Genomic DNA, 23,306 nt, shown 5'->3' with positions numbered 1-23,306 from the left:
GCGCGGGGCTCTCCCCGCGCAGCGGCCGCACACCCCCTACCCCACCCGCCGCACCACGTACGCCACGCCCCGCTCGGCCGCGCGCTCGCCCACGTACTCCTGCCCGCGCATCACGCACCACGCAGGAATGTCCAGCCGCGCCGCCTCGTCGTCCGACAGAACGGTGACCGTCCCCCCGACCGGCACATCCCCGATCACCTTGGCGAGCTCGATCACCGGGATCGGACACCGCTTCCCGAGCGAGTCCACGACGAGGGACGGCGTCTCTCCGGTCCCCGAAGCCGCGACCGGCGGCGCACCCAGCTGCTCCCGCACCCCCGCCACCGTGCCCGGCAGCACCTCCAGGAAGCGGTCGACGTCCTCCTCCGTCGTCCCGAGCGGCAGCGAAACCCGCACATTTCCTTCCGACAGCACACCCATCGCCCGCAGCACATGGCTGGGCGTCAGCGTGCTGCTTGTACAGGATGATCCGGACGAAACCGAGAAACCGGCCCGGTCCAGCTCATGCAGCAGCGTCTCCCCGTCGACATAGAGACACGAGAACGTGACCAGATGCGGCAGCCGCCGCACCGGATCGCCCACCACCTCGGCATCCGGTACGAGCCCGGGCACCCGAGTCCGGATCCGGTCCACCAGCGCCCGCAGCCGCGCCGCCTCGTCGGCCGCCTCCGCCCGCACGGCGCGCAGTGATGCCGCTGCCGCCACGATCGCGGGGAGGTTCTCGAAACCGGCCGCGCGTCCCGACTCCCGCTCGTCGGCGGGCCCTTGGGCCGCGAACCGCACGCCCTTCCGTACGACCAGCAGCCCGACGCCCGCGGGGCCGCCCCACTTGTGCGCACTCGCGGTGAGCAGTGACCAGTCCCCTTCCACCCGCCCCCACCCCAGCGACTGCGCCGCGTCCACCAGAAGCGGCACACCTACCGCCCGGCACTCCTGTGCGATTTCGGCCACGGGCTGCTCCGTGCCGACCTCGTGGTTGGCGGACTGGAGGCAGGCGAGCGCGGTGTCGTCGCGCAGGGCCCGGGCGTACGCCCCGGGGGCCACGCGGCCCGCCCGGTCGACCTCGACCTCGGTCGACGTACCGCCCTGTTCCTCATGGGCGGCCGCCGAGTGCAGCACCGAGGAGTGCTCGACGGCGGATACGACCAGGTGGCGCCCGACACGTCGCCGCGCGGCGAGGGCTCCGGAGATCCCGGAGTGCACCGCGCGCGTGCCCGAAGAGGTGAAGACCAGCTCGTCGGGGCGGCAGCCCACCGCATCGGCCACGGTTTCCCGTGCCGCGTCCAGCAGCATCCGGGCACGCCGCCCCTCGCGGTAGAGGCGGGCAGGGTCGGCCCACCCCTCGTCGAGCGAGGCCAGCAGGGCCTGCCGGGCGACGGGGTGGAGCGGAGCGGAGGAAGCTGCGTCGAAGTAGGGCACATCGCCACGCTAACCCCGCACCCGCGAACCGGGCTCCCCGCATCCGCCCGGGCATTCGCCGAGCCATCCGCCCGCCAGCCCCCGCCGCCCTCCCGCACCCTCGCGTTCACCAGGGGAAGGGCCGTCAGAAGGCGGGCGGAGGCGCCTATTCCACCAAGATTCCATTCGTTCGGGGAGCGGCACGGCGCGTTGGGCACCCTCCCCGCGCGACCCCAAATAGCGTCCAGTAGGGTTTGGTCCGCATAAACATCCAAACCCCTGCCCGCGTCAGGGCCGGCGACCGACCAGCGTGACGGCCGCAACCGACCGCGCGGGCGAGACTCTCGGGAAGGCGCTACGTGAGTCCCAACGGCTCCGACCGCTCGTCGCGGCGCCCGATGCGGCGGAAGCTGCTCCAGGTGCTGACCGCGGGCGTGGTCCTGGCGACCGCCTCTGGTTGCTCGTACACATGGCAGGACTTCCCCCGCCTCGGGATGCCTACCCCGGTTACCGAAGAGGCTCCCAGGATTCTCTCCCTCTGGCAGGGCTCGTGGGCGGCAGCGCTCATCACGGGCGTCCTGGTCTGGGGCCTGATCCTGTGGAGCGTCATCTTCCACCGGCGTAGCCGCACCAAGGTGGAGGTACCTCCGCAGACCCGGTACAACATGCCCATCGAGGCGCTGTACACCGTGGTCCCGCTCATCATCGTCTCGGTCCTCTTCTACTTCACCGCGCGCGACGAGACGAAGCTCCTCGCGCTCGATGACAAGCCGGCCCACACCGTCAACGTGGTCGGCTTCCAGTGGAGCTGGGGCTTCAACTACGTGGAGAACGTGGACGGCAACGCCGCCACGGGCGCGAAGCTCGCCAAGGAGCTCAGCGTACTTCCGGACAAGTACACCAAGCAGTTCCCCGAAGGTGCCGAAGGCGTCTACGCGGTCGGTACTCCGGGCGAGCGGAACCCGCAGAACGGCAACCCGGGTCCGACCCTGTGGCTGCCGAAGGGCGAGAAGGTCCGCTTCGTTCTGAGTTCGCGCGACGTCATCCACTCCTTCTGGGTGGTGCCGTTCCTGATGAAGCAGGACGTCATCCCCGGCCACACCAACGTCTTCGAGGTGACCCCCACGCGTGAGGGCACCTTCATGGGCAAGTGCGCCGAGCTCTGCGGTGTCGACCACTCCCGGATGCTCTTCAACGTCAAGGTCGTCTCCCCGGAGCGTTACCAGCAGCACCTCAAGGAGCTGGCGGAGAAGGGCCAGACCGGCTACATCCCGGCCGGTATCGAGCAGACCGACCCGGCCAGGAATGCGGAGACGAACAAACTGTGAGCATCCTCAATCAACCCCAGGGTGCCGCGGCAGCAGACGACTCGTACGAGGACGAGCTGCCGGTACGGCGCAAGGAGCCGGGAAATGTGGTGGTGAAGTGGCTGACCACCACTGACCACAAGACCATCGGCTCGCTCTACCTGATCACGTCGTTCGTGTTCTTCTGCATCGGCGGTGTGATGGCGCTCTTCATGCGCGCCGAACTCGCCCGTCCCGGCACGCAGATCATGTCGAACGAGCAGTTCAACCAGGCGTTCACGATGCACGGCACGATCATGCTGCTGATGTTCGCGACGCCGCTGTTCGCCGGATTCGCGAACTGGATCATGCCGCTGCAGATCGGCGCGCCCGACGTGGCGTTCCCGCGGCTGAACATGTTCGCGTACTGGCTGTACCTCTTCGGCTCGCTCATCGCGGTGGCCGGCTTCCTCACCCCGCAGGGTGCGGCCGACTTCGGCTGGTTCGCCTACTCCCCGCTGTCGGACGCGGTCCGCTCGCCGGGCGTCGGCGCCGACATGTGGATCATGGGTCTGGCCTTCTCCGGCTTCGGCACGATCCTCGGCTCGGTCAACTTCATCACCACGATCATCTGCATGCGCGCACCCGGCATGACGATGTTCCGGATGCCGATCTTTACCTGGAACGTGCTGCTGACCGGTGTACTGGTCCTGCTCGCCTTCCCGGTGCTGGCCGCGGCGCTCTTCGCGCTGGAGGCGGACCGCAAGTTCGGTGCGCACATCTTCGACTCGGCCAACGGCGGAGCGATTCTGTGGCAGCACCTCTTCTGGTTCTTCGGCCATCCAGAGGTCTACATCATCGCGTTGCCATTCTTCGGAATCGTCTCCGAGGTGATCCCGGTCTTCAGCCGCAAGCCGATGTTCGGCTACATCGGCCTGATCGGCGCGACGATCGCGATCGCCGGCCTCTCGGTCACGGTGTGGGCGCACCACATGTACGTCACGGGCGGCGTGCTGTTGCCGTTCTTCTCGTTCATGACCTTCCTGATCGCGGTACCGACCGGTGTGAAGTTCTTCAACTGGATCGGCACCATGTGGAAGGGCTCGCTGTCCTTCGAGACACCGATGCTCTGGACCGTCGGCTTCCTGATCACCTTCGCCTTCGGTGGTCTGACCGGCGTCATCCTGGCCTCGCCCCCGATGGACTTCCACGTCTCCGACTCGTACTTCGTCGTCGCGCACTTCCACTACGTCGTTTTCGGCACCGTGGTCTTCGCGATGTTCGCCGGATTCCACTTCTGGTGGCCGAAGTTCACGGGCAAGATGCTGGACGAGCGGCTCGGCAAGATCACGTTCTGGACGCTGTTCATCGGCTTCCACGGCACGTTCCTGGTGCAGCACTGGCTGGGCGCCGAGGGCATGCCGCGTCGTTACGCGGACTACCTCGCGGCCGACGGGTTCACCGCGCTGAACACCATCTCCACGATCAGCTCGTTCCTGCTGGGCCTGTCGATCCTGCCGTTCTTCTACAACGTGTGGAAGACCGCCAAGTACGGCAAGAAGATCGAGGTCGACGACCCCTGGGGCTACGGCCGTTCGCTGGAGTGGGCGACGTCCTGCCCGCCCCCGCGGCACAACTTCCTCACCCTGCCGAGGATCCGTTCCGAATCCCCGGCGTTCGACCTGCACCACCCGGAGATCGCCGCGCTCGACCAGCTTGAGCAAGTCGGCGCGGGTGCCGGCGTTCTCGCCGGTGAGAAGGAGGCCGGCAAGTGAAGATCCAAGGCAAGATGTTCATCTGGCTGAGCGTCTTCATCCTCGCCATGGCGATCACCTATGGCCTGTGGTCGAAGGAGCCCGCCGGAACCACGGCACTTGTGCTCGCCTTCGGCCTGAGCATCATGATCGGCTTCTACCTGGCCTTCACGGCCAAGCGTGCCGACGTCATGGCTCAGGACAACACCGAGGCCGATGTGGCGGACGAGGCAGGTGAGGTGGGCTTCTTCTCGCCGCACAGCTGGCAGCCGCTCTCGCTCGGCATCGGCGGCGCGCTCTCCTTCCTGGCGGTCGCGCTCGGCTGGTGGCTGCTGTACTTCTCCATGCCGCTGATCCTGGTCGGTCTTTTCGGCTGGGTCTTCGAGTACTACCGCGGTGAGAACCAGAACCAGTAGTACGCAAGCACCACAGCGGCATTCGCCGTAACCAGAGGGGCCCGGTCCACCTGCACGTCAGGTTGGCCGGGTCCCTCTTTTGCAGTCACTGAGCGCGCTGGATCGGACGAATGTTCATAACGTGTGATCATGAGCTACTCACCTCGATCCCGGACGGTAATGAGCTGCTCCCTGCTGGTCGCGTCCGTCGCGGCAGGAGCCACCGCGTGCAGCGGCGGGCCGGACGGTCATCCGCTGTCGGCGAAGCCGTACGACGCGGCGAGCCAGATCACCTTCAACGGGACCGCGGGCACGGCCAAGGCGAACCCGGAGAAGCCTCTGGAGATCATCGCCAGGAGCAAGGACGGCCGGATCACGGACGTGACGGCCGCCGACGCCGCAGGGCGCTACGTGGCGGGCGAACTCTCCGCCGACGGCGCCTGGTGGCACAGCATCGCCCCGCTGGCCGCAGGAGCGCGCTATACCGTCAAGGTCAGTACCGAGGACGAGGACGGCGCACCCGGCCTGCGCATGCTCACCTTCGAAACCGCCCCGGCCAAGAGGGGCTTGAAGGTCTCCTTCGGCCCCGAGCCGGGCAAGTACGGCGTCGGTCAGCCCGTCACCGCCAAGCTGAACGCCCCCGTCAAGGGCGCGGCGGCGCGAGCGGTCGTCGAACGGGGACTGAAGGTCAGCTCAAGTCCCGCAGTGGAAGGCTCCTGGCACTGGGTGGACAGCAAGACGCTGCACTTCCGCCCCAAGGACTTCTGGCCCGCCAATGCCTCGGTCAAGGTGCGCAGCAACCTCGACGGCATCAAGGTCGCCAACAAGCTCTACGGCGCCCCTGCGAAGCCCTTGGAGATCAGCATCGGCGACCGGATCGAGGCCATCACGGACGCCGGTTCGCACCAGATGACGGTGAAGCGCAACGGCAAGGTGATCAACACCATTCCGGTCACCACGGGCAAGCCAGGCTTCTCCACCCGCAACGGCGTCAAGGTCGTGCTGGGCAAGGAGTACTTCGTACGGATGCGCGGTACGAGCATCGGCATCCCGGCGGGCTCGGCGGACTCGTACGACCTGCCCGTCTACTACGCGACGCGCGTCACCTTGAGCGGCGAGTACGTCCATGCCGCACCCTGGTCGGTCGGCTCGCAGGGAGCCGCCAACGTCAGCCACGGCTGCACCGGCATGAGCACGAGCAACGCCGAGTGGTTCTACGACACCGTCCGCCAGGGCGACATCGTCAGGGTCGTCAACAGCGAGGGAGAGACGATGGCCCCCTTCGGCAACGGCTTCGGCGACTGGAACCTGCCCTGGAACAAGTGGCGCAGGGGCAGCGCCCTGATGGCCGGTACCTCGGACGGCAGAAGCCCCGTCGACGCGGCGCGGCTGCGGCCGGAGGTCTGACGGGGCTTCGCGGGTGTCATGCGTCTATGGCGAGCCTGCCGCGCAGCAGAGAGGCCAGCGCGTCCGGGAACTCCACGGGGTCGATCGGGAGGGTCACGGCGCTCTCCGCACGGCTCCAGGTGGCCAGCCAGGCGTCCTGGGGGCGGCCGATCAGCAGCAGCACGGGCGGGCAGTCGTAGATCTCGTCCTTGATCTGCCGGCAGACGCCCATGCCGCCCGCGGGTACGGCCTCGCCGTCCAGCACGCAGACATCGATGCCGCCCGCTTCCAGCGTCGTGAGGACGGCGGGCAGCGTCGCGCACTCGACGTACTCGACCGGCGGCAGGTCCGCGGCAGGCCTGCGACCCGCTGCCAGCCGCACCTGCTCGCGGGTGTTCGCGTTGTCGCTGTACACCAGGACCCTGGCGGTCGACTGCATTGTTCCTCCGATACGTCGCGGGCATGGGATCCGGAACCGATGCGCGGATGCTACTCCGTCCGACAGCCTGTCAGCAGGGGTTCGGACAGGGCTTCGATGGGCCGTTCGAGCAGCACACGGACCACTGACGCGCCGAATGGCACCCCCGGGAGTGAGGGCGGGATAAGCGACCGACATAATGTCGGTCGTGGCGACAGCAACGACAGTAGATACCGGGCACGCGCACCCGTCGGTCAATCGACCGAACCTCACCAGCGTCGGAACCATCATCTGGCTGAGTTCCGAGCTGATGTTCTTCGCGGCCCTCTTCGCGATGTACTTCACCCTGCGATCGGTGACGGGACCCGAGCACTGGGAGGAAATGGCGTCAACGCTGAACTTCCCGTTCTCGGCGACGAACACCACGATCCTGGTGCTCTCTTCCCTCACCTGCCAGCTCGGCGTCTTCGCCGCGGAGAAGGGCGATGTGAAGAAGCTCCGAGCGTGGTTCATTCTCACGTTCGTGATGGGTGCGATCTTCATCGGAGGCCAGGTCTTCGAGTACACCGAGCTGGTCAAGCACGAGGGCCTTTCGCTCTCGTCCGACCCGTACGGCTCGGTGTTCTACCTGACCACCGGCTTCCACGGACTGCATGTGACGGGCGGACTCATCGCCTTCCTGCTGGTCCTCGGCCGTACATACGCGGCCAAGAGATTCACCCATGAGCAGGCAACCGCCGCCATCGTCGTGTCCTACTACTGGCACTTCGTCGATGTCGTCTGGATTGGCCTCTTCGCCACGATCTACATGATCAAGTAACTCGGGTCCGCACCCGACTTACATCCAGCAAGCATCGACGCAGAAGATCCTGACACCGGGGTAATCCGTGAAAAAGCTCTCCGCACGACGACGCCATCCGCTGGCGGCGGTCGTCGTCCTACTCCTCGCGCTGGCGGCCACTGGGGGGCTGTACGCCGCGTTCGCGCCCGCGGGCAAGGCGCAGGCCGATGAAACCGCCCAGTCCCTCGCCATCGAGGAGGGCAAGAAGCTCTACGCCGTCGGCTGCTCCAGCTGCCACGGCACCGGCGGTCAGGGTGGTTCCGACGGTCCGCCCCTCGTGGGCGTCGGCTCGGCCGCAGTGGACTTCCAGGTCGGCACCGGCCGTATGCCGGCGCAGCAGCCCGGCGCCCAGGTGCCGAAGAAGAAGAAGGTCTACTCGCAGGCAGAGATCGACCAGCTTGCCGCGTACATCGCTTCGCTCGGCCCCGGCCCGATGACGCCGACCGAGGAGCAGTACAACACCGAGGGTGCGAACATCGCCAAGGGTGGCGACCTGTTCCGTACCAACTGCGCCCAGTGCCACAACTTCACGGGTGAGGGCGGTGCCCTGACAAACGGCAAGTACGCCCCGAGCCTCGAAGGCGTGGACCCGAAGCATCTCTACGAGGCCATGCAGACCGGCCCGCAGAACATGCCGTCCTTCCCCGACACGACGCTGCCGGAGAAGGAAAAGAAGGACATCATCTCGTACATCCAGACCGTGAACGGCGATGAGACCGAGACTCCCGGTGGCTTTGCGCTGGGTGGCCTCGGCCCCGTCAGCGAGGGCCTGTTCGGCTGGATCTTCGGTCTGGGTTCGCTGATCGCTGTTGCCGTCTGGGTCGCGGCCCACACCGCTAAGGCCAAGAAGTCATGAGTAGCCAAGAGATTCCAGAAGAGAACCTGCCGAGCGAGCAGGGCACCGCGCACACCGCGGTAGCAGTGGCGGACGATCCGTTCGCCGACCCGGGGCTGCCGGCCCACAAGCCGCGCATCCAGGACATCGACGAGCGGGCCGCCAAGCGTTCCGAGCGCACGGTGGCACTCCTGTTCACGCTGTCCATGCTGTCCACGGTCGGCTTCATCGCCTCCTTCGTGGCCTTCCCGGTGGACAAGATCGTGTACGTCTGGCCGCTCGGCCACGTCAGCGCGATCAACCTCTCGCTGGGTCTGACCCTCGGTCTCGCGCTGTTCTGCATCGGCGCGGGTGCGGTCCACTGGGCCCGCACCCTGATGTCCGACGTCGAGGTCGCCGACGACCGTCACCCGATCGAGGCCGAGCCCGAGGTCAGGGCCAAGGTCATGGCCGACTTCAAGGCGGGCGCCGAGGAGTCGGTCATCGGCCGGCGCAAGCTGATCCGCACCACGATGTTCGGCGCGCTGGCGATGGTGCCGCTCTCCGGTGTGGTGCTGCTCCGTGAACTCGGTCCGCTGCCCGAGGACAAGCTCCGCAAGACGCTGTGGGCCAAGGGCAAGCTGCTGATCAACCAGAACACGATGGAGCCGCTGCGTCCCGAGGACGTTGCCGTCGGTTCGCTGACCTTCGCCATGCCGGAAGGCCTGGAAGAGGACAACCACGAGTTCAACAACGAGATCGCCAAGGCCGCCCTGATGATCGTCCGGCTTCAGCCGGAGGACATCAAGGACAAGCGCGAGCTCGAGTGGTCCCACCAGGGCATCGTGGCGTTCTCGAAGATCTGTACCCACGTCGGCTGCCCGATCAGCCTGTACGAGCAGCAGACGCATCACGTGCTCTGCCCGTGCCACCAGTCCACTTTTGACCTCTCCGACGGTGCCCGCGTCATCTTCGGCCCGGCCGGTCACGCCCTTCCGCAGCTGCAGATCGGCGTGAATGACGAGGGATTCCTCGAAGCGCTCAACGGCTTCGAAGAGCCCGTCGGTCCTAGTTTCTGGGAGCGCGGATGAGCACCGTGACCGACGAAAAGCGCAAGGCACCCGCAGGTGAGCGGGTCGCCGACTGGGCGGACGGCCGACTGGGCATCTTCACCCTCGCCAAGTCCAACATGCGCAAGATCTTCCCGGACCACTGGTCCTTCATGCTGGGTGAGATCGCGCTCTACAGCTTCATCATCATCATCCTCACGGGTGTGTATCTGACGCTGTTCTTCCACCCGAGCATGAACGAGATCGAGTACCACGGCTCGTACGTGCCCATGCAGGGCATCCGGATGACCGAGGCGTACGCCTCGACGCTGGACATCAGCTTCGACGTCCGCGGTGGTCTGCTCATCCGGCAGATCCACCACTGGGCCGCGCTGATCTTCCTCGCCGCGATGTTCGTGCACATGATGCGCGTGTTCTTCACGGGCGCGTTCCGCAAGCCGCGTGAGATCAACTGGCTGTTCGGCTTCCTGCTGTTCGTGCTGGGCATGTTCACCGGTTTCACCGGCTACTCGCTCCCGGACGACCTGCTCTCCGGCACCGGCGTCCGCTTCACGCAGGGCGCGATCCTGGCGACGCCGATCGTCGGCACGTACATCTCGATGTTCCTGTTCGGCGGGGAGTTCCCCGGCCACGACATGGTGGCCCGGTTCTACTCCATCCACATCCTGCTGCTGCCCGGCATCATGCTCGGGCTCGTGGTGGCGCACCTCATCCTGGTGTTCTTCCACAAGCACACGCAGTTCGCGGGTCCGGGCCGTACGAACAAGAACGTCGTCGGCATGCCGCTGCTGCCGGTCTACATGGCCAAGGCCGGAGGGTTCTTCTTCCTGGTCTTCGGTGTCATCGCGATCATCTCGGCGGCGTTCACGATCAACCCGGTGTGGGCGCTCGGCCCGTACCGTCCGGACCAGGTGTCCACCGGCGCCCAGCCCGACTGGTACATGGGCTTCGCCGAGGGCCTGATCCGTGTGATGCCCGGCTGGGAGATCAACTTCTGGGGCCACACGCTCGCCCTGGGCGTGTTCATCCCGCTGATGCTCTTCGGCCTGGTTCTCGTCGTGCTGGCGGCCTACCCGTTCATCGAGGCCTGGGTCACCGGCGACAAGCGCGAGCACCACATCCTGGACCGGCCGCGCAACGCGCCGACCAGGACCGCGCTGGGCGTCGCCTGGATCACCGGGTACGTGATCATGCTGCTCGGTGGCGGAAACGACATCTTCGCCACGCACTTCAACCTGTCGATCAACGCGATCACCTGGTTCGTCCGGATCAGCTACTTCGTCGGACCGGTCCTCGCCTTCATCGTCACCAAGCGGATCTGCCTCGGCCTCCAGCGCCGCGACAAGGACAAGGTGCTGCACGGACGTGAGTCCGGCATCATCAAGCGCCTGCCGCACGGTGAGTTCGTCGAGGTCCACGAGCCGCTCGGCCAGAGCGATCTGCACAAGCTCACCGCCCACGAGCAGTACGAGCCGCACGAGATCGGCCCGCTGGTCGACGAGAACGGTGTCGAGCGCAAGGTGACGCGCGGCGAGAAGCTCAGGGCCAAGCTCAGCAAGGGCTACTTCGGCGAGGGGAACCAGGTCCCCAAGCCGACCACCGAGGAGTACAAGGAGATCACCAGCGGCCACGGCCAGCACTGATCGTCCGAGTCTCCGACCTGAACAGGTCGCCACAGCAGGAGCCCCGTCCATTCGTCGGACGGGGCTCTTCGCTGTCCCCGGGGCTGGATAGGGTAGGAAGCATCCTTATCGGCTGTGGACCCTGGAGCGGACCATGAACGTTGTGACCCCGGTTGGCGGCGACAGCGTGGCGGCCGGCTCCTGGCCGGGTGTGCTGAATCCCCTGCTGCGCGGCGAGAACCTGTCGGCGGACGACACCGCCTGGGCCATGCACCGCATCATGAGCGGCGAGGCGACCGACGCCCAGATCGCCGGCTTCGCGGTCGCGCTGCGCGCCAAGGGCGAGACGGTCGACGAGGTGTCCGGTCTCGTACGGGCGATGTACGCGCACGCCAACACCATTGAGGTGCCCGGCCGTACGGTCGACATCGTGGGTACGGGCGGCGACCTGGCCAAGACGGTCAACATCTCGACCATGTCGGCGATCGTCGTCGCCGGCACCGGCGCCAAGGTCGTCAAGCACGGCAACCGCGCCGCCTCGTCGGCGAGCGGCGCCTCCGACGTCCTGGAGAAGCTGGGCGTCAACCTGGAGCTGACGCCGCAGCGTGTCGCCGAGGTCGCGGAGGAAGCGGGCATCACCTTCTGCTTCGCGGTGAAGTTCCACCCCGCGCTGCGGTACGCCGCGAAGGCACGCAAGGAGCTGGGCGCGCAGACGACGTTCAACATCCTCGGCCCGCTGACGAACCCGGCCCAGGTCAAAGCGCAGGCGGTCGGTGTCGCCGACGCCCGGATGGCCCCCATCGTGGCGGGTGTCCTGGCCGAACGGGGGAACTCCTCGCTGGTTTTCCGCGGCGACGACGGGCTCGACGAACTGACCACGACCGCGACCTCGCGGGTGTGGATCGTACGGGACGGGACGGTCCGGGAAGAGGCCTTCGACCCGCGTGACGTGGGCCTGGAGATCGTGCCGGTCGAGGCGCTGCGCGGAGCGGACGCGTCGTACAACGCGGATGTCGCGCGACGGCTCCTCGCCGGTGAGACCGGGCCGGTACGGGAGGCGGTGCTGCTCAACACGGCGGCGGCGCTCGTCGCCCTGGACCCGGCCGACGCATCCCTGAACGACCAGCTCGCGGCGGGGATCGTCAGGGCGGCCGAGTCGATCGACTCGGGTGCGGCGCGCAGGGTGCTCGAACGATGGGTCGCCGCCAGCAACAAGTGAGCGCAGTTGTCCGACGCAAGCCGTAGTCCAGCCCCGTTTATCTCAAACGCTGGACTACGGCTTGCGTCTTCTTGATCGTGTGGCAGGATGCTTGGCAGGTCATGAGTGACAGCGTTTTGGCCCCGGCTTGCTGTCCGGCAACCCTCCGTCCGTGGCGGGGTGCCCCGGGTGAAGACCAGGCCGCAGACAGAAAGGTCTGCGGCAAGCGCGGACCCCTGCACACCCTGGGGTCCTGGTCCTCAAGGGAGCAGTCTCGTGAGTAAGCGAATGCGATAGGGCTCGAAGCCCCACTTCCGCGCACCCTTTTCTCTTTGTTCCTGCGCTGCCGCGTATCCGCCGGCGCACGGAATTCGCATGCCTTTCACGGGAGTTCGCCATGTCTGTCTCCACCGCTGCCGCCGACCAGACTCTTTGTACCCCGCTGCCCGTTCTGGGCAGGGATGTTCTCGTGCCGCTCGTCACCGGTGGCGAGGTCACCTACGCCGCCCTCGACTACGCGGCAAGTGCCCCGGCCCTCCAGCGGGTGTGGGACGACGTGGCGGCGTACGCCCCGTACTACGGCAGCGTGCACCGCGGCGCCGGCTACCTCTCGCAGCTGTCGACCGACCTCTTCGAGAACAGCCGCGCCACCGTCGCCGAGTTCCTCGGCTGCCGCGAGAGCGACCAGGTCGTCTTTACGCGGTCCACCACCGACTCGCTCAACCTGCTGGCCGCCGCGCTGCCCGACGACTGCCAGGTCTTCGTCTTCGAGACCGAGCACCACGCCTCGCTCCTGCCCTGGCGCGACGCCCGCGTGACGTACCTGAACGCGCCGCGCACCGCCGACGAGGCCGTCGCCACCCTGGAGCGCGCCCTCGCCGACCGCGACCCCTACGGGCCCGCCCTGGTCTGCGTGACCGGAGCCTCGAACGTCACCGGTGAGCTGTGGCCGGTCAAGGAGCTCGCCGCCGCCGCGCACGCCCACGGCGCCCGGATCGTGCTGGACGCCGCGCAGCTCGCGCCGCACCACCCGCTGAACATCGCGGAGCTGGACGTGGACTGGGTCGCCTTCTCCGGGCACAAGCTGTACGCGCCGTTCGGCTCGGGCGTGCTCGCGGGCCGCGCCGACTGGCTGCAGAGCGCCGAGCCGTACCTCGCGGGCGGGGGCGCGTCGCGCAAGGTCGCCCGCCGCGACGACGGTGGCGTGGACGTCGACTGGCACACCACGGCCGCCCGCCACGAGGCCGGTTCGCCCAATGTCATCGGTGTCTACTCGATCGCGTCCGCCTGCAAGGCGCTCACCGAGGCCGGTTTCGACTCGCTGGTCGAGCGCGAGCAGCAGCTCGTGACGAAGGTCCTCGACGGCCTCGCCGATGTGGACGCGGTCAAGGTGCTGTCGCTCTTCGGCGACCAAGCCCCGCGCGTGGGCGTCATCTCATTCGTGGTCGAGGGCTGGAACAGCTCGCACTTCGCGGCCGCCCTGTCCGCCGAGTACGGAATCGGCGTACGGGACGGACTTTTCTGCGCGCACCCGCTGGTCCGCACTCTGCTCGGCAGCGACCCGCAGACCCAGGGCGAGTGCGGTGCCCCCGAGGCCGCGCCCGGCGAGAAGTCGCTCAACGCCATCCGCGTCAGCTTCGGCGCCGGTACGCCCGACGAGCATGTGGAGCGGTTCGTACGCGCCGTCAAGGAGCTCGTTCAGGACGGGGCGAAGTGGAACTACCGTACCGAGGAAGGCCGTTGCGTCCCGGCGGTCTGACCGCCGGACATCCCTAGGCGTCGAGGCCGATCGCGAAGGCCGCTTCCAGGTCGTGCTGCGAGTACGTACGGAAGGCCACGTGCGTGTCGGTGCCCTCGACGCCGGGGATCTTGCTGATCCGGCCCGGGATGACATCGGCCAGGTCGTCGTGCTTGGCCACACGCACCATGGCGATCAGGTCGTACGTACCGGTGACCGAGAAGACCTCGCTGACGCTGTCGAGCGCCGCGATGGACTCCGCGATCTCGGGGATCCGGTCCACGCTGGTCTTGATGAGCACGATCGCGGTGATCACGGTTGGCTTTCTCCCTCGGTGGCCGACGCTGAGACCTTCACTCTATCCGTACGCCGGTATCGCCCCCAGGCGAAGAGGAAGCCCGCGCAGAAGCCCGCCACATGTGCCAGATAGGCCACGCCGGGCCCCGAGCCCGCGCTCTGCGCCGCCAGCCACTGGAGTACGAACCAGAAGATCAGCACGATCCAGGCGGGGAAGCGCAGCGGCAGGAAGAAGAGGAACGGGAACAGGCTGGTGACGCGCGCCCTGGGGAAGAGATAGAGGAAAGCCCCGAGCACCGCGGCGATCGCGCCGGAGGCCCCCACCAGCGTCTGGTCGGACGCGGCATGGGCGACGGCGTAGAAGAGCAGGGCCAGGTAGCCGCAGCTCAGATAGAACAGCGCGAACGGGACGCGGCCCATCCGTTCCTCCGCCATCGCCCCGAAGACGTACAGGAACAGCATGTTGCCCAGCAGATGGAGCCAGCTGCCATGGACGAACAGGGCGGTGGCCGGGGTGACCAGGGCGGCGGCCGAACCGCTCAGCAGCTCGTTCGGGATCACACCCCAGCGCTCGAAGTACGCGCTCTGCGCCGCGAGGAGGTTGTCGCCCGTGCCGTACTCCGGATTGAGGCCGGAGAGCGGGCCGAGGACGAAGATCAGGCAGCACACGCCGATCGCGCCGTACGTCACCACGGGGCCCCGGGCCGCTTCCCGCCAACCGATCATGACCAGAGCATGTCGTAACGGGACCCAGGTGGACAGACCGCCTCGCCGGATCCCACGGGTCGGCTCCCCGCCACGCGGGTACCCGTGAGGCCGTAGGGTTACGGGCAGTAGGCACGATGAAATAAGGACGGCACGATGACGACGGTTCCCCTGCCGACTGCCGAGACCCGGTGGCGCTGCGCCCTGTGCGGCAATCTCACGCGTTTCGACGTGACCCGGTCGTCCAAGGTGATCGAGTACGTACATCTCGACCTGGCCGGAGAGTCCAAGGTCGAAGAACGTGAGGTGGTCAGTGAGACCATCGAGTCAGTGCGCTGCCGCTGGTGCAACGCGGTGGACCAGATCGAACTGGTGGACAGGCCGGGTGCCGGCTCCTGACAGGACCGGCCCGAAAGGGTAGTGGGGTGACGGATTGTGGAGCATGCAAGCGGCGCTGAACCGGCCGAATCGGCCGGTGACGCCGCCGAGGTGCTCGACCGCCCGCTGCCCGAAGGTGTACGGCGCAAGGTCGTCGCGCTGGTCTCGGACGCGTTCGGCGGGCTCACCGTCGCCGAACTGCCCGCCCAGCTGAGGCAGTACGCCCGGTTCACCCCGACCAGGCGTGCCAAGTTCGCGGGCAACGCGATGGCCGCTGCCCTGGAGGGCGACCCGCTGTTCCGCCAGCGCATCGGGGAGCGGCTGCGCGAGGCGCAGCCCGAGCTGGCGACGGCGCTGGAGTCGGGTTCGCCGCCCGCCGCCGCCGATCCCGTCGACGTGGCGGCGGCGGCGTACGTGCTGCGTCCCGTCGGCTGGGTCAAGCTGGTGGCCGCCGCGGGCGAAGAGGCGCTGCGGGCGGACGCCGAGCGCGCCGACGAGGCCGCCCAGCGCGAGCTGGAACGGCTGCGCGAAGAGCTCGCGCACGCGCGCGAGCACACCAAGAGCGAGACCGAGCGGCTCCGTACGGAACTGGAAGCGGCCCGCAAGGAAGCCGACGTACTCCAGCGCAAGCTGCGCAGCGCGCTGAGCGACGTGAAGCGCGGCGAGGCGGCCCTGCGCCGTACGAACGCCGAGGCCGAGACCTTCAAGGCCGAGGCCGCCGCCCAGGTCACCGCCTCCGAGAGCGAGACGCGGCGCCTGAAGGCCCGCCTCGCCGAGGTGGAGGCGGGCCTGGAGGCGAGCCGCAGGGCGGTGCGCGAGGGCCGCAGCATCGAGGACATGCGGGTACGGCTGCTGCTCGACACGGTGCTGGAGGCCGCCCAGGGACTGCGCCGCGAACTGGCTCTGCCGCCCGCGTCCCTGCACCCCGCCGACATGGTGGACGCCGTCGAGCCGGGCCGTATGACGCCCAAGGACATCGCGGCCAGGGCGCTCTCCGAGACCGACCCCGCACTGCTCGACCAGCTGCTCGCGCTGCCGCAGGCGCACCTGGTCGTGGACGGCTACAACGTCACCAAGACCGGCTATCCGCAGATGCCGCTGGACAAGCAGCGGCTGCGCCTGCTCGGCGGCCTCTCGATGCTCGCGGCGCAGTCGGGCGCCGAGGTGACGTGCGTCTTCGACGGGGCCGAGCTGGTGGCGCCCGTGCTGCTCGCGCCGCCGCGCGGGGTCCGGGTGCTGTTCAGCAAGCCGGGGGTGACCGCGGACGAGCTCATCAGGCAGCTCGTACGGGCGGAGCCGGCCGGGCGGCCCGTGGTGGTGGCGTCGACCGACCGTGAGGTGGCCGACGGGGTCGCGAAGGCGGGGGCGAGGCCGGTTGCGTCCGCCTTGCTGCTGAAGCGGCTTTCGCGCGTCTAGTAACTCGTGGGCTTAATGCCCGAATTCACGGAACGTACCGTCAAGTTGCCGTTACTGCACGTGTGATGAAAGTAAAGATTGTGACCTGGGTTTAAGATTTTCCCTGTGGGGATTTGAACTGATCACAAGAAGGTCACTAAGGTCTGCCCTCGAACCTTCGCACAGTTGATCGCCCATCCGGGGTGGCAGTGAAGGTACCGCCGAGTCCATGCAGTTCGGTCCAGTTCCGCGGGGGAACCGAATCGTGGAGCCGGGGATCGCATCCCCCCACTAGCCCGGTAGGCGGCTCGAGGAAGAAGGAGCTCGCCTTCGTGGCGTCCCACCGTCGTCCCAAGCAGCCGAGCCGTACTCGTGTGACTGTGCTCACCGCGACCGCAGCCGCAGCCGTCGCACTCACGTCCCAGACCGCTCAGGCCGACCCCAAGCCGACCAAGAGCGAGGTCAAGGCGAAGGTCGACAAGCTCTACCACGAGGCCGAGGCGGCCACGGAGAAGTACAACCAGTCCAAGGAGCGGCAGGACAAGCTCAAGGAAGAGGTCGAAAACCTCCAGGACAAGGTCGCCCGCGGCCAGGAGGACCTCAACGACCTGCGTGGTGAGCTCGGTTCGGTGGCCAGCGCCCAGTACCGCACCGGTGGCATCGACCCCTCCGTGCAGCTCTTCCTCTCCGCCGACCCCGACAACTACCTGGACAAGGCCGGCGCGATCGACCAGCTGAGCGCCAAGCAGGCCGAGTCGCTCCAGAAGATCCAGGCGAAGCAGCGCACCCTTGCCCAGCAGCGCGCCGAGGCGACGGACAAGCTCGACGACCTCGAAGACGTACGCAAGGAACTGGGCGAGAAGAAGAAGAAGTTCCAGGGCAAGCTCGCCGAGGCGCAGCGCCTCCTGAACTCGCTGACCGCCGCCGAGCGTGAAGAGATGCGGGAGAAGGAGCAGCGCGCCAGCCGCGCGGCCAGCGACCGAGTGAGCCTCGGCAACGAGGTGGCGGCCTCCCAGCGCGGCAGTGCCGCGCTCAGCGCAGCGGCCACCCAGATAGGCAAGCCGTACGTCTCCGGCGCGACCGGGCCCAACTCCTACGACTGCTCGGGGCTGACCCAGTGGGCGTACGCGCAGGCCGGTGTCTCGATCACCCGGACCACGTACACCCAGCACAACGACGGCCAGAAGCTCTACAGCAAGGGCCAGCTCAAGCCGGGCGACCTGGTGTTCTTCAACAACCTGGCGCACGTGGGCCTTTATGCCGGAAACAACCAGATTCTGCACGCTCCGAAGCCCGGCGCCAATGTGCGCTACGAGTCGATGGACTACATGGGCACCTTCCAGTTCGGTGTGCGTATCTGACAAACGCCTTTCTTGAGGATGCTGCCGACACCGCCCATTCGGGCGAATTCCGGCAACTCCCGCTGACTGTCCGCCCCGCCGGTGACCTGCTTCTCCGGCGGGGCGTCGCTGTTTGCGCCCCGTCTGCGCCCGGCGAGGTCTTTGGTCGGGGTGTGTTCGCGCGGCTACTGTCTGCTCGCGCAGCTCCCCGGTCCATGGTCCGCCCGCCCAGGGCGGCAGGGGGCTGCACGCAGTAGAAGGGAGTGCGGCTTCCTGTGGTGACCCATCGGCGTCCCTCACCGTCCGGCCTCACGCAGAGCGCCCGGGTCACGGTTCTGTCAGCGGCCGCGGCAACGGCGGCGGCAGCGCTCGTCGCTTCCCCGGCGAGCGCCGATCCTCAGGACACCCAAGCGGCCACCCAGGCCAGGGTCGACCAGCTGTACGAGCAGGCCGAGCAGGCCACCGAGCGGTTCAACAAGGCCGACGAGCGTGCGGACGAGCTGCGCGCGGAGGTCGACCAGGCCCAGGACGAGGCCGCCCGCGGCCAGGAGCGCATCAATCAGATGCGCGGAGCGCTCGGTTCGGTCGCGGGTGCCCAGTACCGGTCGGGCGGAATCGACCCGGCGCTCGCCCTGCTGCTGTCCGCGGACCCCGACAGCTACCTCGACAAGGCCGCGGCCCTCGACCGCATCAGCGCCCGCCAGGCGAGCGATCTGCACGAACTCAGGGCCGCGCAGCGCAAGCTGGCGCAGCATCGCTCCGAGGCCTCGCGCAAGCTCACCGAGCTGGAGCGCAGCCGGGCCACCGTCGCCCGCCACAAGCGCACCGTGGAGCGCAAGCTCGCCGAGGCGCGGCAGCTGCTCAATTCGCTGCCGCCCGACGAGCGTGACGAGTACGACCGGTCCTCCCGCTCCGGTGCGGGCCGCAGCGAGACGCTGCCCATGCCGGCCGGAGCGCCGGCCTCCGCGCGCGCCGGAGCCGCCGTGCTAGCCGCTCAGCAGGCCGTCGGAAAGCCGTACATCTGGGGCGCCAATGGCCCGTACGGCTTCGACTGTTCCGGGCTCACCCAGTGGTCGTACGCGCAGGCGGGCGTCGCCCTGCCACGCACCTCGCAGGCGCAGCGCTACGCCGGGCAGCAGGTCCCCCTCGACCAGGCGCAGCCCGGTGACCTCGTGGCCTACCGGGACGATGCCAGCCACATCGGGATGTACATGGGCAACGGCCAGGTGGTGCACGCGCCGTACCCCGGCGCCCCGGTGCGCTACGACCCCGTCGGCATGATGCCCGTCTCGTCGGTGACCCGGGTCTGACGGGCCCGCGCCCCCGGCCCGTACGATCGCTGGGTGGCAGGTCGGCGGTGCGGAACACGGCGGAGACGGTGGGCGGGGCCCGTCGTCGCTGCTCTCCTTCTCGCCCCTGCGTGCTCCACCCCCGGACAGCCCGCGGACGTCGCCGCCCGGGACATCCAGCGGACCCTGGACCGCAGAGCCGCCGCCGTCGTCGACCGCGACGAGGCCGGCTACCTGGACGTCCTCGACCCCCGGGCGGGCACGCTGCGCGCGGCGGAGCGCCGTGAGTTCCGGAATCTGGCCGACGTGCCGCTGCGCTCCTGGGAGTACCGGCTGACCGGCCTCGACCGTACGGGCGCGGGGCGGGCCACCGCCCAGGTCGAGCTGCGCTACCGGTTCGCCGGGTACGACGGGGCGCCGGTGAAGGCCGCCACGGAAGTGGAACTGGCCGAGCGGGACGGGCGCTGGTACGTCGCGGCCGACCGTACGGCCGAGGGCAGCGCGCGCCACCTCTGGGAGCAGGGCAAGGTCACCGTCGTACGCGGCGCACGCAGCCTGGTCCTCGGCACCGGCCAGGACGCGGGCCGGCTGCGCGCCATAGCGGATACCGCCGACCGCGCGGTGCCCGCGGTCGACCGGGCGTGGCCGGAACAGTGGGCCAGGCGCCTGGTCGTTCTGGTGCCCTCCTCGGTCGACGCGATGGGGTTGCTGCTGGGCACTCCGGCTGCCGCGTACCGGGGTATCGCCGCTGTCACCACGGGGGAGGCGGGGGGATCGGGCCGGGCGCCCGCGGACCGGGTGATCGTCAACCCCGAGGCGTACGAAGTCCTCGGCGACTTCGGCCGCCGGCTCGTCCTCACCCACGAGTCCACCCACGTCGCCACCCGCGCCCACACGTCCGCGGCCACCCCGATGTGGCTCTCGGAGGGCTTCGCGGACTGGGTGGCGTACCGCGACATCGGCCGCACCGCGGCCCAGGCCGCCCCCGAACTGCGCCGCGCGGTACACGCGGGAGAGGTCCCCGCCGACGCCGCGCTGCCGGCCGACAAGGACTTCGGCTTCGGCAGTGACGCGGAGGGCCTCGGGCGGGCGTACGAGAGCGGCTGGCTGGCCTGCGAGCTGATCGCGGAGCGGTGGGACGAGGACAAGCTGACCGCGTTCTACCGGGCGGTGGGCGCGCAGCGGCAGCGCGAGGGCGCGGTCGAGAAGGCGATGCGGTCGGAGCTGAGCACGACGCTGGAGGACTTCACGGTGAGGTGGCGGGAGTACGTGGGGGAGCGGCTCGCCTGAGACCGCTTGGGTGTTTTCAGCCTCTGGGGGTCCCCCTGGACGTAGTCCTTGGGGGAGTTCGAGGAGCGGTGTCCGGTGCGGAGCCGCCCACGCGGCGGCAGCCGCAAAATGTCACAGGGGGAAGGGGCGGGGAGGGGAACAGCGCCGCAGGCACCCGCGCCCACCCCCCCCTACGACGCCAGCAGCTCCCGCTCCGCGTCCGCCGCACGCTGCGCCGGCACCGCACGCTGCGCCCGCGCTCGCGGACCCGAGACCGTCTGTTGCCACAGCCGGCGGCAAGCCATCAGCGTCGCGGCGACCAGCAGCCCATTGCGTACGGCCAGCAGCAGCACCCCCAGCCAGTCACTGCTCACCACGTGCGAGAACCAGATCGGGAACTCCAGGAAGGTGACACCGGTCGCGGCGAGCACCAGCCGCGCCGGAGCGCCCATCCGGCTGCCCCGGAAGACCAGACACGCGGCGGCAAGCCCGACCAGCCACAGCATGTACTGCGGGCTGATCACCCGGCTGGTGGTCGTGAACAGCAGGAGCGCGGCGAAAGCCGCATCGCACGGCGTCGACGCCGCGAACTCGACCGCCCTGACCCGCCACAGCAGCAGCCAGCCGAAAGCCAGCGCCGTCAGCGCCATCGCAACCGTGCTGACCAGCGGGACGTACGGCCCTAGGAACTCCACGGAGCCGTAGTTGAGCAGCACCTGCCCCTGCCAGCCGAAGTGCCGGGCGGCATGGAAGACGAGCGCGCCGAGCGACTCGATCTCCGTGCCCCGCTCGCGCTGGAAGGTCAGGAAGGCCAGCGCCCCCGGCATCGTGGCGCAGAACAGCACCATCAGGCCCGCGAGCCCCGCGGCCGCCGCCATGCCCGCGGACCGGGCCCCGCGCCCGCGTGGCGCCCCCACAAGCAGCAGCAGCGGCCACACCTTCAGGAGCGCCCCGAAGGCCGCCAGCGCCCCCAGCACGCGCGGCCTGCGCGCCCCGGCCAGCAGGGCCGCCACCGCGACCGCCGTGACCATCACGTCGTACCTGGCGTACGCCGTCGGGCCGAGCAGCGGCACCCCCGCCACCCAGACCCACGCCCCCGCGAGCCGCTTGCCGGGGCGCCGGCCGGCGTACAGGAGCAGACCCATGACGACCGCGTCCGCGAGGAAGGCCAGCACGAAGAAGGCGGACGTGTAGCCGAGGAAGGGCAGCAGAGCGGGGGAGAGGAGCGCGAGGGCGGCGGCGGGCGGGTACTGCCAGGTGATGTCGTCCAGCGGGAAGGTGCCGGTCCGGAGCACCTCGTACCAGCCCTGATAGATCACCGAGACGTCGCTCGTGACGTCGGGACCCGGCACGGTGAACACCTTGAAGACACACAGCAGCAGCACGGTCCGGGTGACAACCCACAGCGCGACAGGGCGCCTTGTGCCGCCGGCTTCGCCTGTGCCCGCCATGACCACCTCGTCCGTTTCGCGCAGGGGTGCGGGAGACATGATGCCGGGCGGGGATGCGCCAGAGCCAAGAAGCGGGGCCGTTCGGTACTGTCGGCGGCGATGCACAAGACCTTGATCGTGACCAATGACTTCCCGCCCCGTCCCGGCGGCATCCAGGCATTTCTGCATAATATGGCGCTGCGCCTGGACCCCGAGCAGCTCGTCGTCTACGCGTCCACGTGGAAGCGGGGCGCCGAAGGTGCCGCCGCCACGGCCGCGTTCGATGCCGAGCAGCCGTTCACCGTCGTACGCGACCCGACGACGATGCTGCTGCCGACCCCGCGCGTCACGCGCCGCGCGGCAGGGCTGCTGCGCGAGCACGGCTGTACGTCCGTGTGGTTTGGGGCGGCGGCGCCGCTCGGGCTGATGGCCCCCGCACTGCGCAAGGCGGGCGCGACGCGGATCGTCGCCACCACGCACGGTCACGAGGCGGGCTGGGCACAGCTGCCCGCCGCCCGTCAGCTGCTCCGCAGGATCGGCGAGGGTACGGACACGATCACCTATCTCGGTGAGTACACGCGCTCACGGATAGCCGCCGCGCTCACGCCCGAAGCCGCCGCGCGCATGGTCCAACTGCCGCCCGGCGTCAACGAGAAGACCTTCCACTCCGCCTCGGGCGGCGACGCCGTCCGTGAGCGGCTCGGGCTCGCCGACCGGCCCGTGGTGGTGTGCGTGTCCCGGCTGGTGCCGCGCAAGGGCCAGGACACGCTGATCCTGGCGATGCCCCGGATACTGCGCGAGGTGCCGGACGCGGTACTGCTGATCGTGGGCGGCGGCCCGTACGCCAAGGAACTGAAGAAGCTGGCCGCGGAGACCCGCGTCACGGACTCCGTGCGCTTCACCGGGCCTGTGCCGTGGGAGGAGCTGCCGGCCCACTTCGGCGCCGGTGACGTGTTCGCCATGCCGTGCCGTACGCGCCGGGGCGGGCTCGACGTCGAGGGGCTCGGCATCGTCTACCTGGAGGCGTCGGCGACCGGGCTGCCCGTAGTGGCAGGTGACTCGGGCGGGGCGCCCGACGCCGTACTGGACGGGGAGACGGGGTGGGTGGTGCGCGGTGGGCCTGCGGCAGCCGCTGCCGACGAGTCGGCGGACCGGATCGTCACGCTGCTCCAGGATCCGGAGCTGCGGCGGCGGATGGGGGAGCGCGGGCGGGAGTGGGTCGAGGAGAAGTGGCGCTGGGACCTGCTCGCGGAGAAGCTGAAGGCGCTTCTCTGATCTCCTGT

General features: G+C 68.9%; 21 protein-coding genes and 1 riboswitch. Of the genes, 16 read left to right on the top strand and 5 right to left on the bottom strand.

Annotation, left to right across the window (positions count from 1 at the left end):
* Positions 1–36: 36 nt before the first annotated feature.
* A complete protein-coding gene (locus tag J7I98_RS02045; protein WP_214915134.1) occupies positions 37–1,419 on the bottom strand; it encodes a cysteine desulfurase/sulfurtransferase TusA family protein in 1,383 nt (460 codons plus the stop codon).
* A 338-nt stretch (positions 1,420–1,757) separates the two neighbouring features.
* Between J7I98_RS02045 and coxB the strand changes: the two genes are divergently transcribed.
* The 4 genes from coxB to J7I98_RS02025 all read left to right on the top strand — a co-directional run bounded on the left by coxB (position 1,758) and on the right by J7I98_RS02025 (position 6,240).
* Positions 1,758–2,726 carry a cytochrome c oxidase subunit II gene (coxB, locus tag J7I98_RS02040; RefSeq protein ID WP_214915130.1) on the top strand — a complete coding sequence of 323 codons (969 nt, stop codon included), beginning with the start codon at positions 1,758–1,760 and terminating at the stop codon, positions 2,724–2,726.
* A complete protein-coding gene (gene ctaD / locus J7I98_RS02035) occupies positions 2,723–4,459 on the top strand; it encodes a cytochrome c oxidase subunit I (protein ID WP_214915128.1) in 1,737 nt (578 codons plus the stop codon). Before coxB ends, ctaD begins: the two co-directional genes overlap by 4 nt.
* Positions 4,456–4,854, top strand: coding sequence for a cytochrome c oxidase subunit 4 (locus J7I98_RS02030; RefSeq protein ID WP_214915126.1), 399 nt, complete (start codon positions 4,456–4,458; stop codon positions 4,852–4,854). Before ctaD ends, J7I98_RS02030 begins: the two co-directional genes overlap by 4 nt.
* Positions 4,855–4,983: 129 nt before the next feature.
* Positions 4,984–6,240, top strand: a complete 1,257-nt coding sequence (locus tag J7I98_RS02025; RefSeq protein ID WP_214915124.1) for an Ig-like domain-containing protein — start codon at positions 4,984–4,986, stop codon at positions 6,238–6,240.
* A gap of 16 nt (positions 6,241–6,256) precedes the next feature.
* Here the strand turns inward: J7I98_RS02025 and J7I98_RS02020 are convergent, their stop codons facing one another.
* Complete coding sequence (locus J7I98_RS02020) at positions 6,257–6,658, bottom strand: hypothetical protein (protein ID WP_214915122.1); 402 nt, start codon at positions 6,656–6,658, stop codon at positions 6,257–6,259.
* Positions 6,659–6,836: 178 nt separating this feature from the next.
* On the opposite strand from J7I98_RS02020, the gene J7I98_RS02015 reads away from it, so the two are divergent.
* The 6 genes from J7I98_RS02015 to J7I98_RS01990 all read left to right on the top strand — a co-directional run bounded on the left by J7I98_RS02015 (position 6,837) and on the right by J7I98_RS01990 (position 13,941).
* Positions 6,837–7,457 (top strand): heme-copper oxidase subunit III, encoded by a 621-nt coding sequence (locus J7I98_RS02015; RefSeq protein ID WP_214915119.1) that lies wholly within the window; start codon positions 6,837–6,839, stop codon positions 7,455–7,457.
* A gap of 67 nt (positions 7,458–7,524) precedes the next feature.
* Positions 7,525–8,334 (top strand): c-type cytochrome, encoded by an 810-nt coding sequence (locus tag J7I98_RS02010; RefSeq protein WP_214915116.1) that lies wholly within the window; start codon positions 7,525–7,527, stop codon positions 8,332–8,334.
* Complete coding sequence (locus tag J7I98_RS02005; RefSeq protein ID WP_214915113.1) at positions 8,331–9,383, top strand: ubiquinol-cytochrome c reductase iron-sulfur subunit; 1,053 nt, start codon at positions 8,331–8,333, stop codon at positions 9,381–9,383. Before J7I98_RS02010 ends, J7I98_RS02005 begins: the two co-directional genes overlap by 4 nt.
* Positions 9,380–11,005: a cytochrome bc complex cytochrome b subunit gene (locus J7I98_RS02000; RefSeq protein WP_214915110.1), complete on the top strand. Its 1,626-nt coding sequence runs from the start codon at positions 9,380–9,382 to the stop codon at positions 11,003–11,005. The genes J7I98_RS02005 and J7I98_RS02000 overlap by 4 nt, the downstream gene beginning before the upstream one ends.
* A gap of 133 nt (positions 11,006–11,138) precedes the next feature.
* Positions 11,139–12,203, top strand: coding sequence for an anthranilate phosphoribosyltransferase (gene trpD / locus J7I98_RS01995; protein ID WP_214915107.1), 1,065 nt, complete (start codon positions 11,139–11,141; stop codon positions 12,201–12,203).
* A gap of 97 nt (positions 12,204–12,300) precedes the next feature.
* Positions 12,301–12,417: riboswitch (SAM riboswitch) on the top strand.
* 162 nt (positions 12,418–12,579) lie between these two features.
* Entirely contained in the window at positions 12,580–13,941 is a 1,362-nt protein-coding gene (locus tag J7I98_RS01990) for an aminotransferase class V-fold PLP-dependent enzyme (protein WP_214915100.1), read from the top strand.
* A 13-nt stretch (positions 13,942–13,954) separates the two neighbouring features.
* On the opposite strand, the gene J7I98_RS01985 is transcribed toward J7I98_RS01990, so the two are convergent.
* Positions 13,955–14,236 carry an Lrp/AsnC family transcriptional regulator gene (locus J7I98_RS01985; RefSeq protein WP_005318592.1) on the bottom strand — a complete coding sequence of 94 codons (282 nt, stop codon included), beginning with the start codon at positions 14,234–14,236 and terminating at the stop codon, positions 13,955–13,957.
* The gene (locus J7I98_RS01980) at positions 14,233–14,943 is read right to left on the bottom strand and encodes a rhomboid family intramembrane serine protease (protein ID WP_214915098.1); all 711 of its coding nucleotides are present in this window, start codon (positions 14,941–14,943) and stop codon (positions 14,233–14,235) included. Before J7I98_RS01980 ends, J7I98_RS01985 begins: the two co-directional genes overlap by 4 nt.
* Before the next feature lie 135 nt (positions 14,944–15,078).
* Here J7I98_RS01980 and J7I98_RS01975 point away from each other — a divergent pair, with 135 nt between their 5' ends.
* The 5 genes from J7I98_RS01975 (at position 15,079) to J7I98_RS01955 (ending at position 20,614) form a co-directional block, all read left to right on the top strand.
* Complete coding sequence (locus J7I98_RS01975; RefSeq protein ID WP_028811405.1) at positions 15,079–15,321, top strand: hypothetical protein; 243 nt, start codon at positions 15,079–15,081, stop codon at positions 15,319–15,321.
* 36 nt (positions 15,322–15,357) lie between these two features.
* A complete protein-coding gene (locus J7I98_RS01970) occupies positions 15,358–16,716 on the top strand; it encodes an NYN domain-containing protein (protein ID WP_374225053.1) in 1,359 nt (452 codons plus the stop codon).
* A 311-nt stretch (positions 16,717–17,027) separates the two neighbouring features.
* Positions 17,028–18,056, top strand: coding sequence for a C40 family peptidase (locus J7I98_RS01965; RefSeq protein WP_214915095.1), 1,029 nt, complete (start codon positions 17,028–17,030; stop codon positions 18,054–18,056).
* A 254-nt stretch (positions 18,057–18,310) separates the two neighbouring features.
* A complete protein-coding gene (locus J7I98_RS01960) occupies positions 18,311–19,345 on the top strand; it encodes an NlpC/P60 family protein (protein ID WP_214915092.1) in 1,035 nt (344 codons plus the stop codon).
* A gap of 33 nt (positions 19,346–19,378) precedes the next feature.
* Entirely contained in the window at positions 19,379–20,614 is a 1,236-nt protein-coding gene (locus tag J7I98_RS01955) for a hypothetical protein (protein WP_214915090.1), read from the top strand.
* A gap of 170 nt (positions 20,615–20,784) precedes the next feature.
* Here J7I98_RS01955 and J7I98_RS01950 read toward each other — a convergent pair whose 3' ends face one another.
* Positions 20,785–22,044, bottom strand: a complete 1,260-nt coding sequence (locus J7I98_RS01950) for a glycosyltransferase 87 family protein (RefSeq protein ID WP_214915696.1) — start codon at positions 22,042–22,044, stop codon at positions 20,785–20,787.
* A gap of 99 nt (positions 22,045–22,143) precedes the next feature.
* Here J7I98_RS01950 and J7I98_RS01945 point away from each other — a divergent pair, with 99 nt between their 5' ends.
* The gene (locus J7I98_RS01945; RefSeq protein ID WP_214915088.1) at positions 22,144–23,298 is read left to right on the top strand and encodes a glycosyltransferase family 4 protein; all 1,155 of its coding nucleotides are present in this window, start codon (positions 22,144–22,146) and stop codon (positions 23,296–23,298) included.
* Positions 23,299–23,306: the final 8 nt, after the last annotated feature.

Source organism: Streptomyces sp. ISL-98 (assembly GCF_018614055.1).
GTDB classification, from domain to species: domain Bacteria; phylum Actinomycetota; class Actinomycetes; order Streptomycetales; family Streptomycetaceae; genus Streptomyces; species Streptomyces spiramyceticus.
The sequence above is the reverse complement of the archived record's forward strand: the minus strand, read 5'-3'. Positions and strand labels throughout refer to the sequence as shown.

What these genes read in the sequence shown, in the direction of transcription:
- J7I98_RS01950 (WP_214915696.1), bottom strand. Translation starts at nt 22,044, where the DNA reads ATGGCGGGCACAGGCGAAGCCGGCGGCACAAGGCGCCCTGTCGCGCTG.
- J7I98_RS02000 (WP_214915110.1), top strand. Translation starts at nt 9,380, where the DNA reads ATGAGCACCGTGACCGACGAAAAGCGCAAGGCACCCGCAGGTGAGCGG.
- J7I98_RS01980 (WP_214915098.1), bottom strand. Translation starts at nt 14,943, where the DNA reads ATGATCGGTTGGCGGGAAGCGGCCCGGGGCCCCGTGGTGACGTACGGC.
- J7I98_RS01990 (WP_214915100.1), top strand. Translation starts at nt 12,580, where the DNA reads ATGTCTGTCTCCACCGCTGCCGCCGACCAGACTCTTTGTACCCCGCTG.
- J7I98_RS02025 (WP_214915124.1), top strand. Translation starts at nt 4,984, where the DNA reads ATGAGCTACTCACCTCGATCCCGGACGGTAATGAGCTGCTCCCTGCTG.
- J7I98_RS02005 (WP_214915113.1), top strand. Translation starts at nt 8,331, where the DNA reads ATGAGTAGCCAAGAGATTCCAGAAGAGAACCTGCCGAGCGAGCAGGGC.
- J7I98_RS01975 (WP_028811405.1), top strand. Translation starts at nt 15,079, where the DNA reads ATGACGACGGTTCCCCTGCCGACTGCCGAGACCCGGTGGCGCTGCGCC.
- J7I98_RS02020 (WP_214915122.1), bottom strand. Translation starts at nt 6,658, where the DNA reads ATGCAGTCGACCGCCAGGGTCCTGGTGTACAGCGACAACGCGAACACC.
- trpD (WP_214915107.1), top strand. Translation starts at nt 11,139, where the DNA reads ATGAACGTTGTGACCCCGGTTGGCGGCGACAGCGTGGCGGCCGGCTCC.
- J7I98_RS01945 (WP_214915088.1), top strand. Translation starts at nt 22,144, where the DNA reads ATGCACAAGACCTTGATCGTGACCAATGACTTCCCGCCCCGTCCCGGC.
- J7I98_RS02015 (WP_214915119.1), top strand. Translation starts at nt 6,837, where the DNA reads ATGTCGGTCGTGGCGACAGCAACGACAGTAGATACCGGGCACGCGCAC.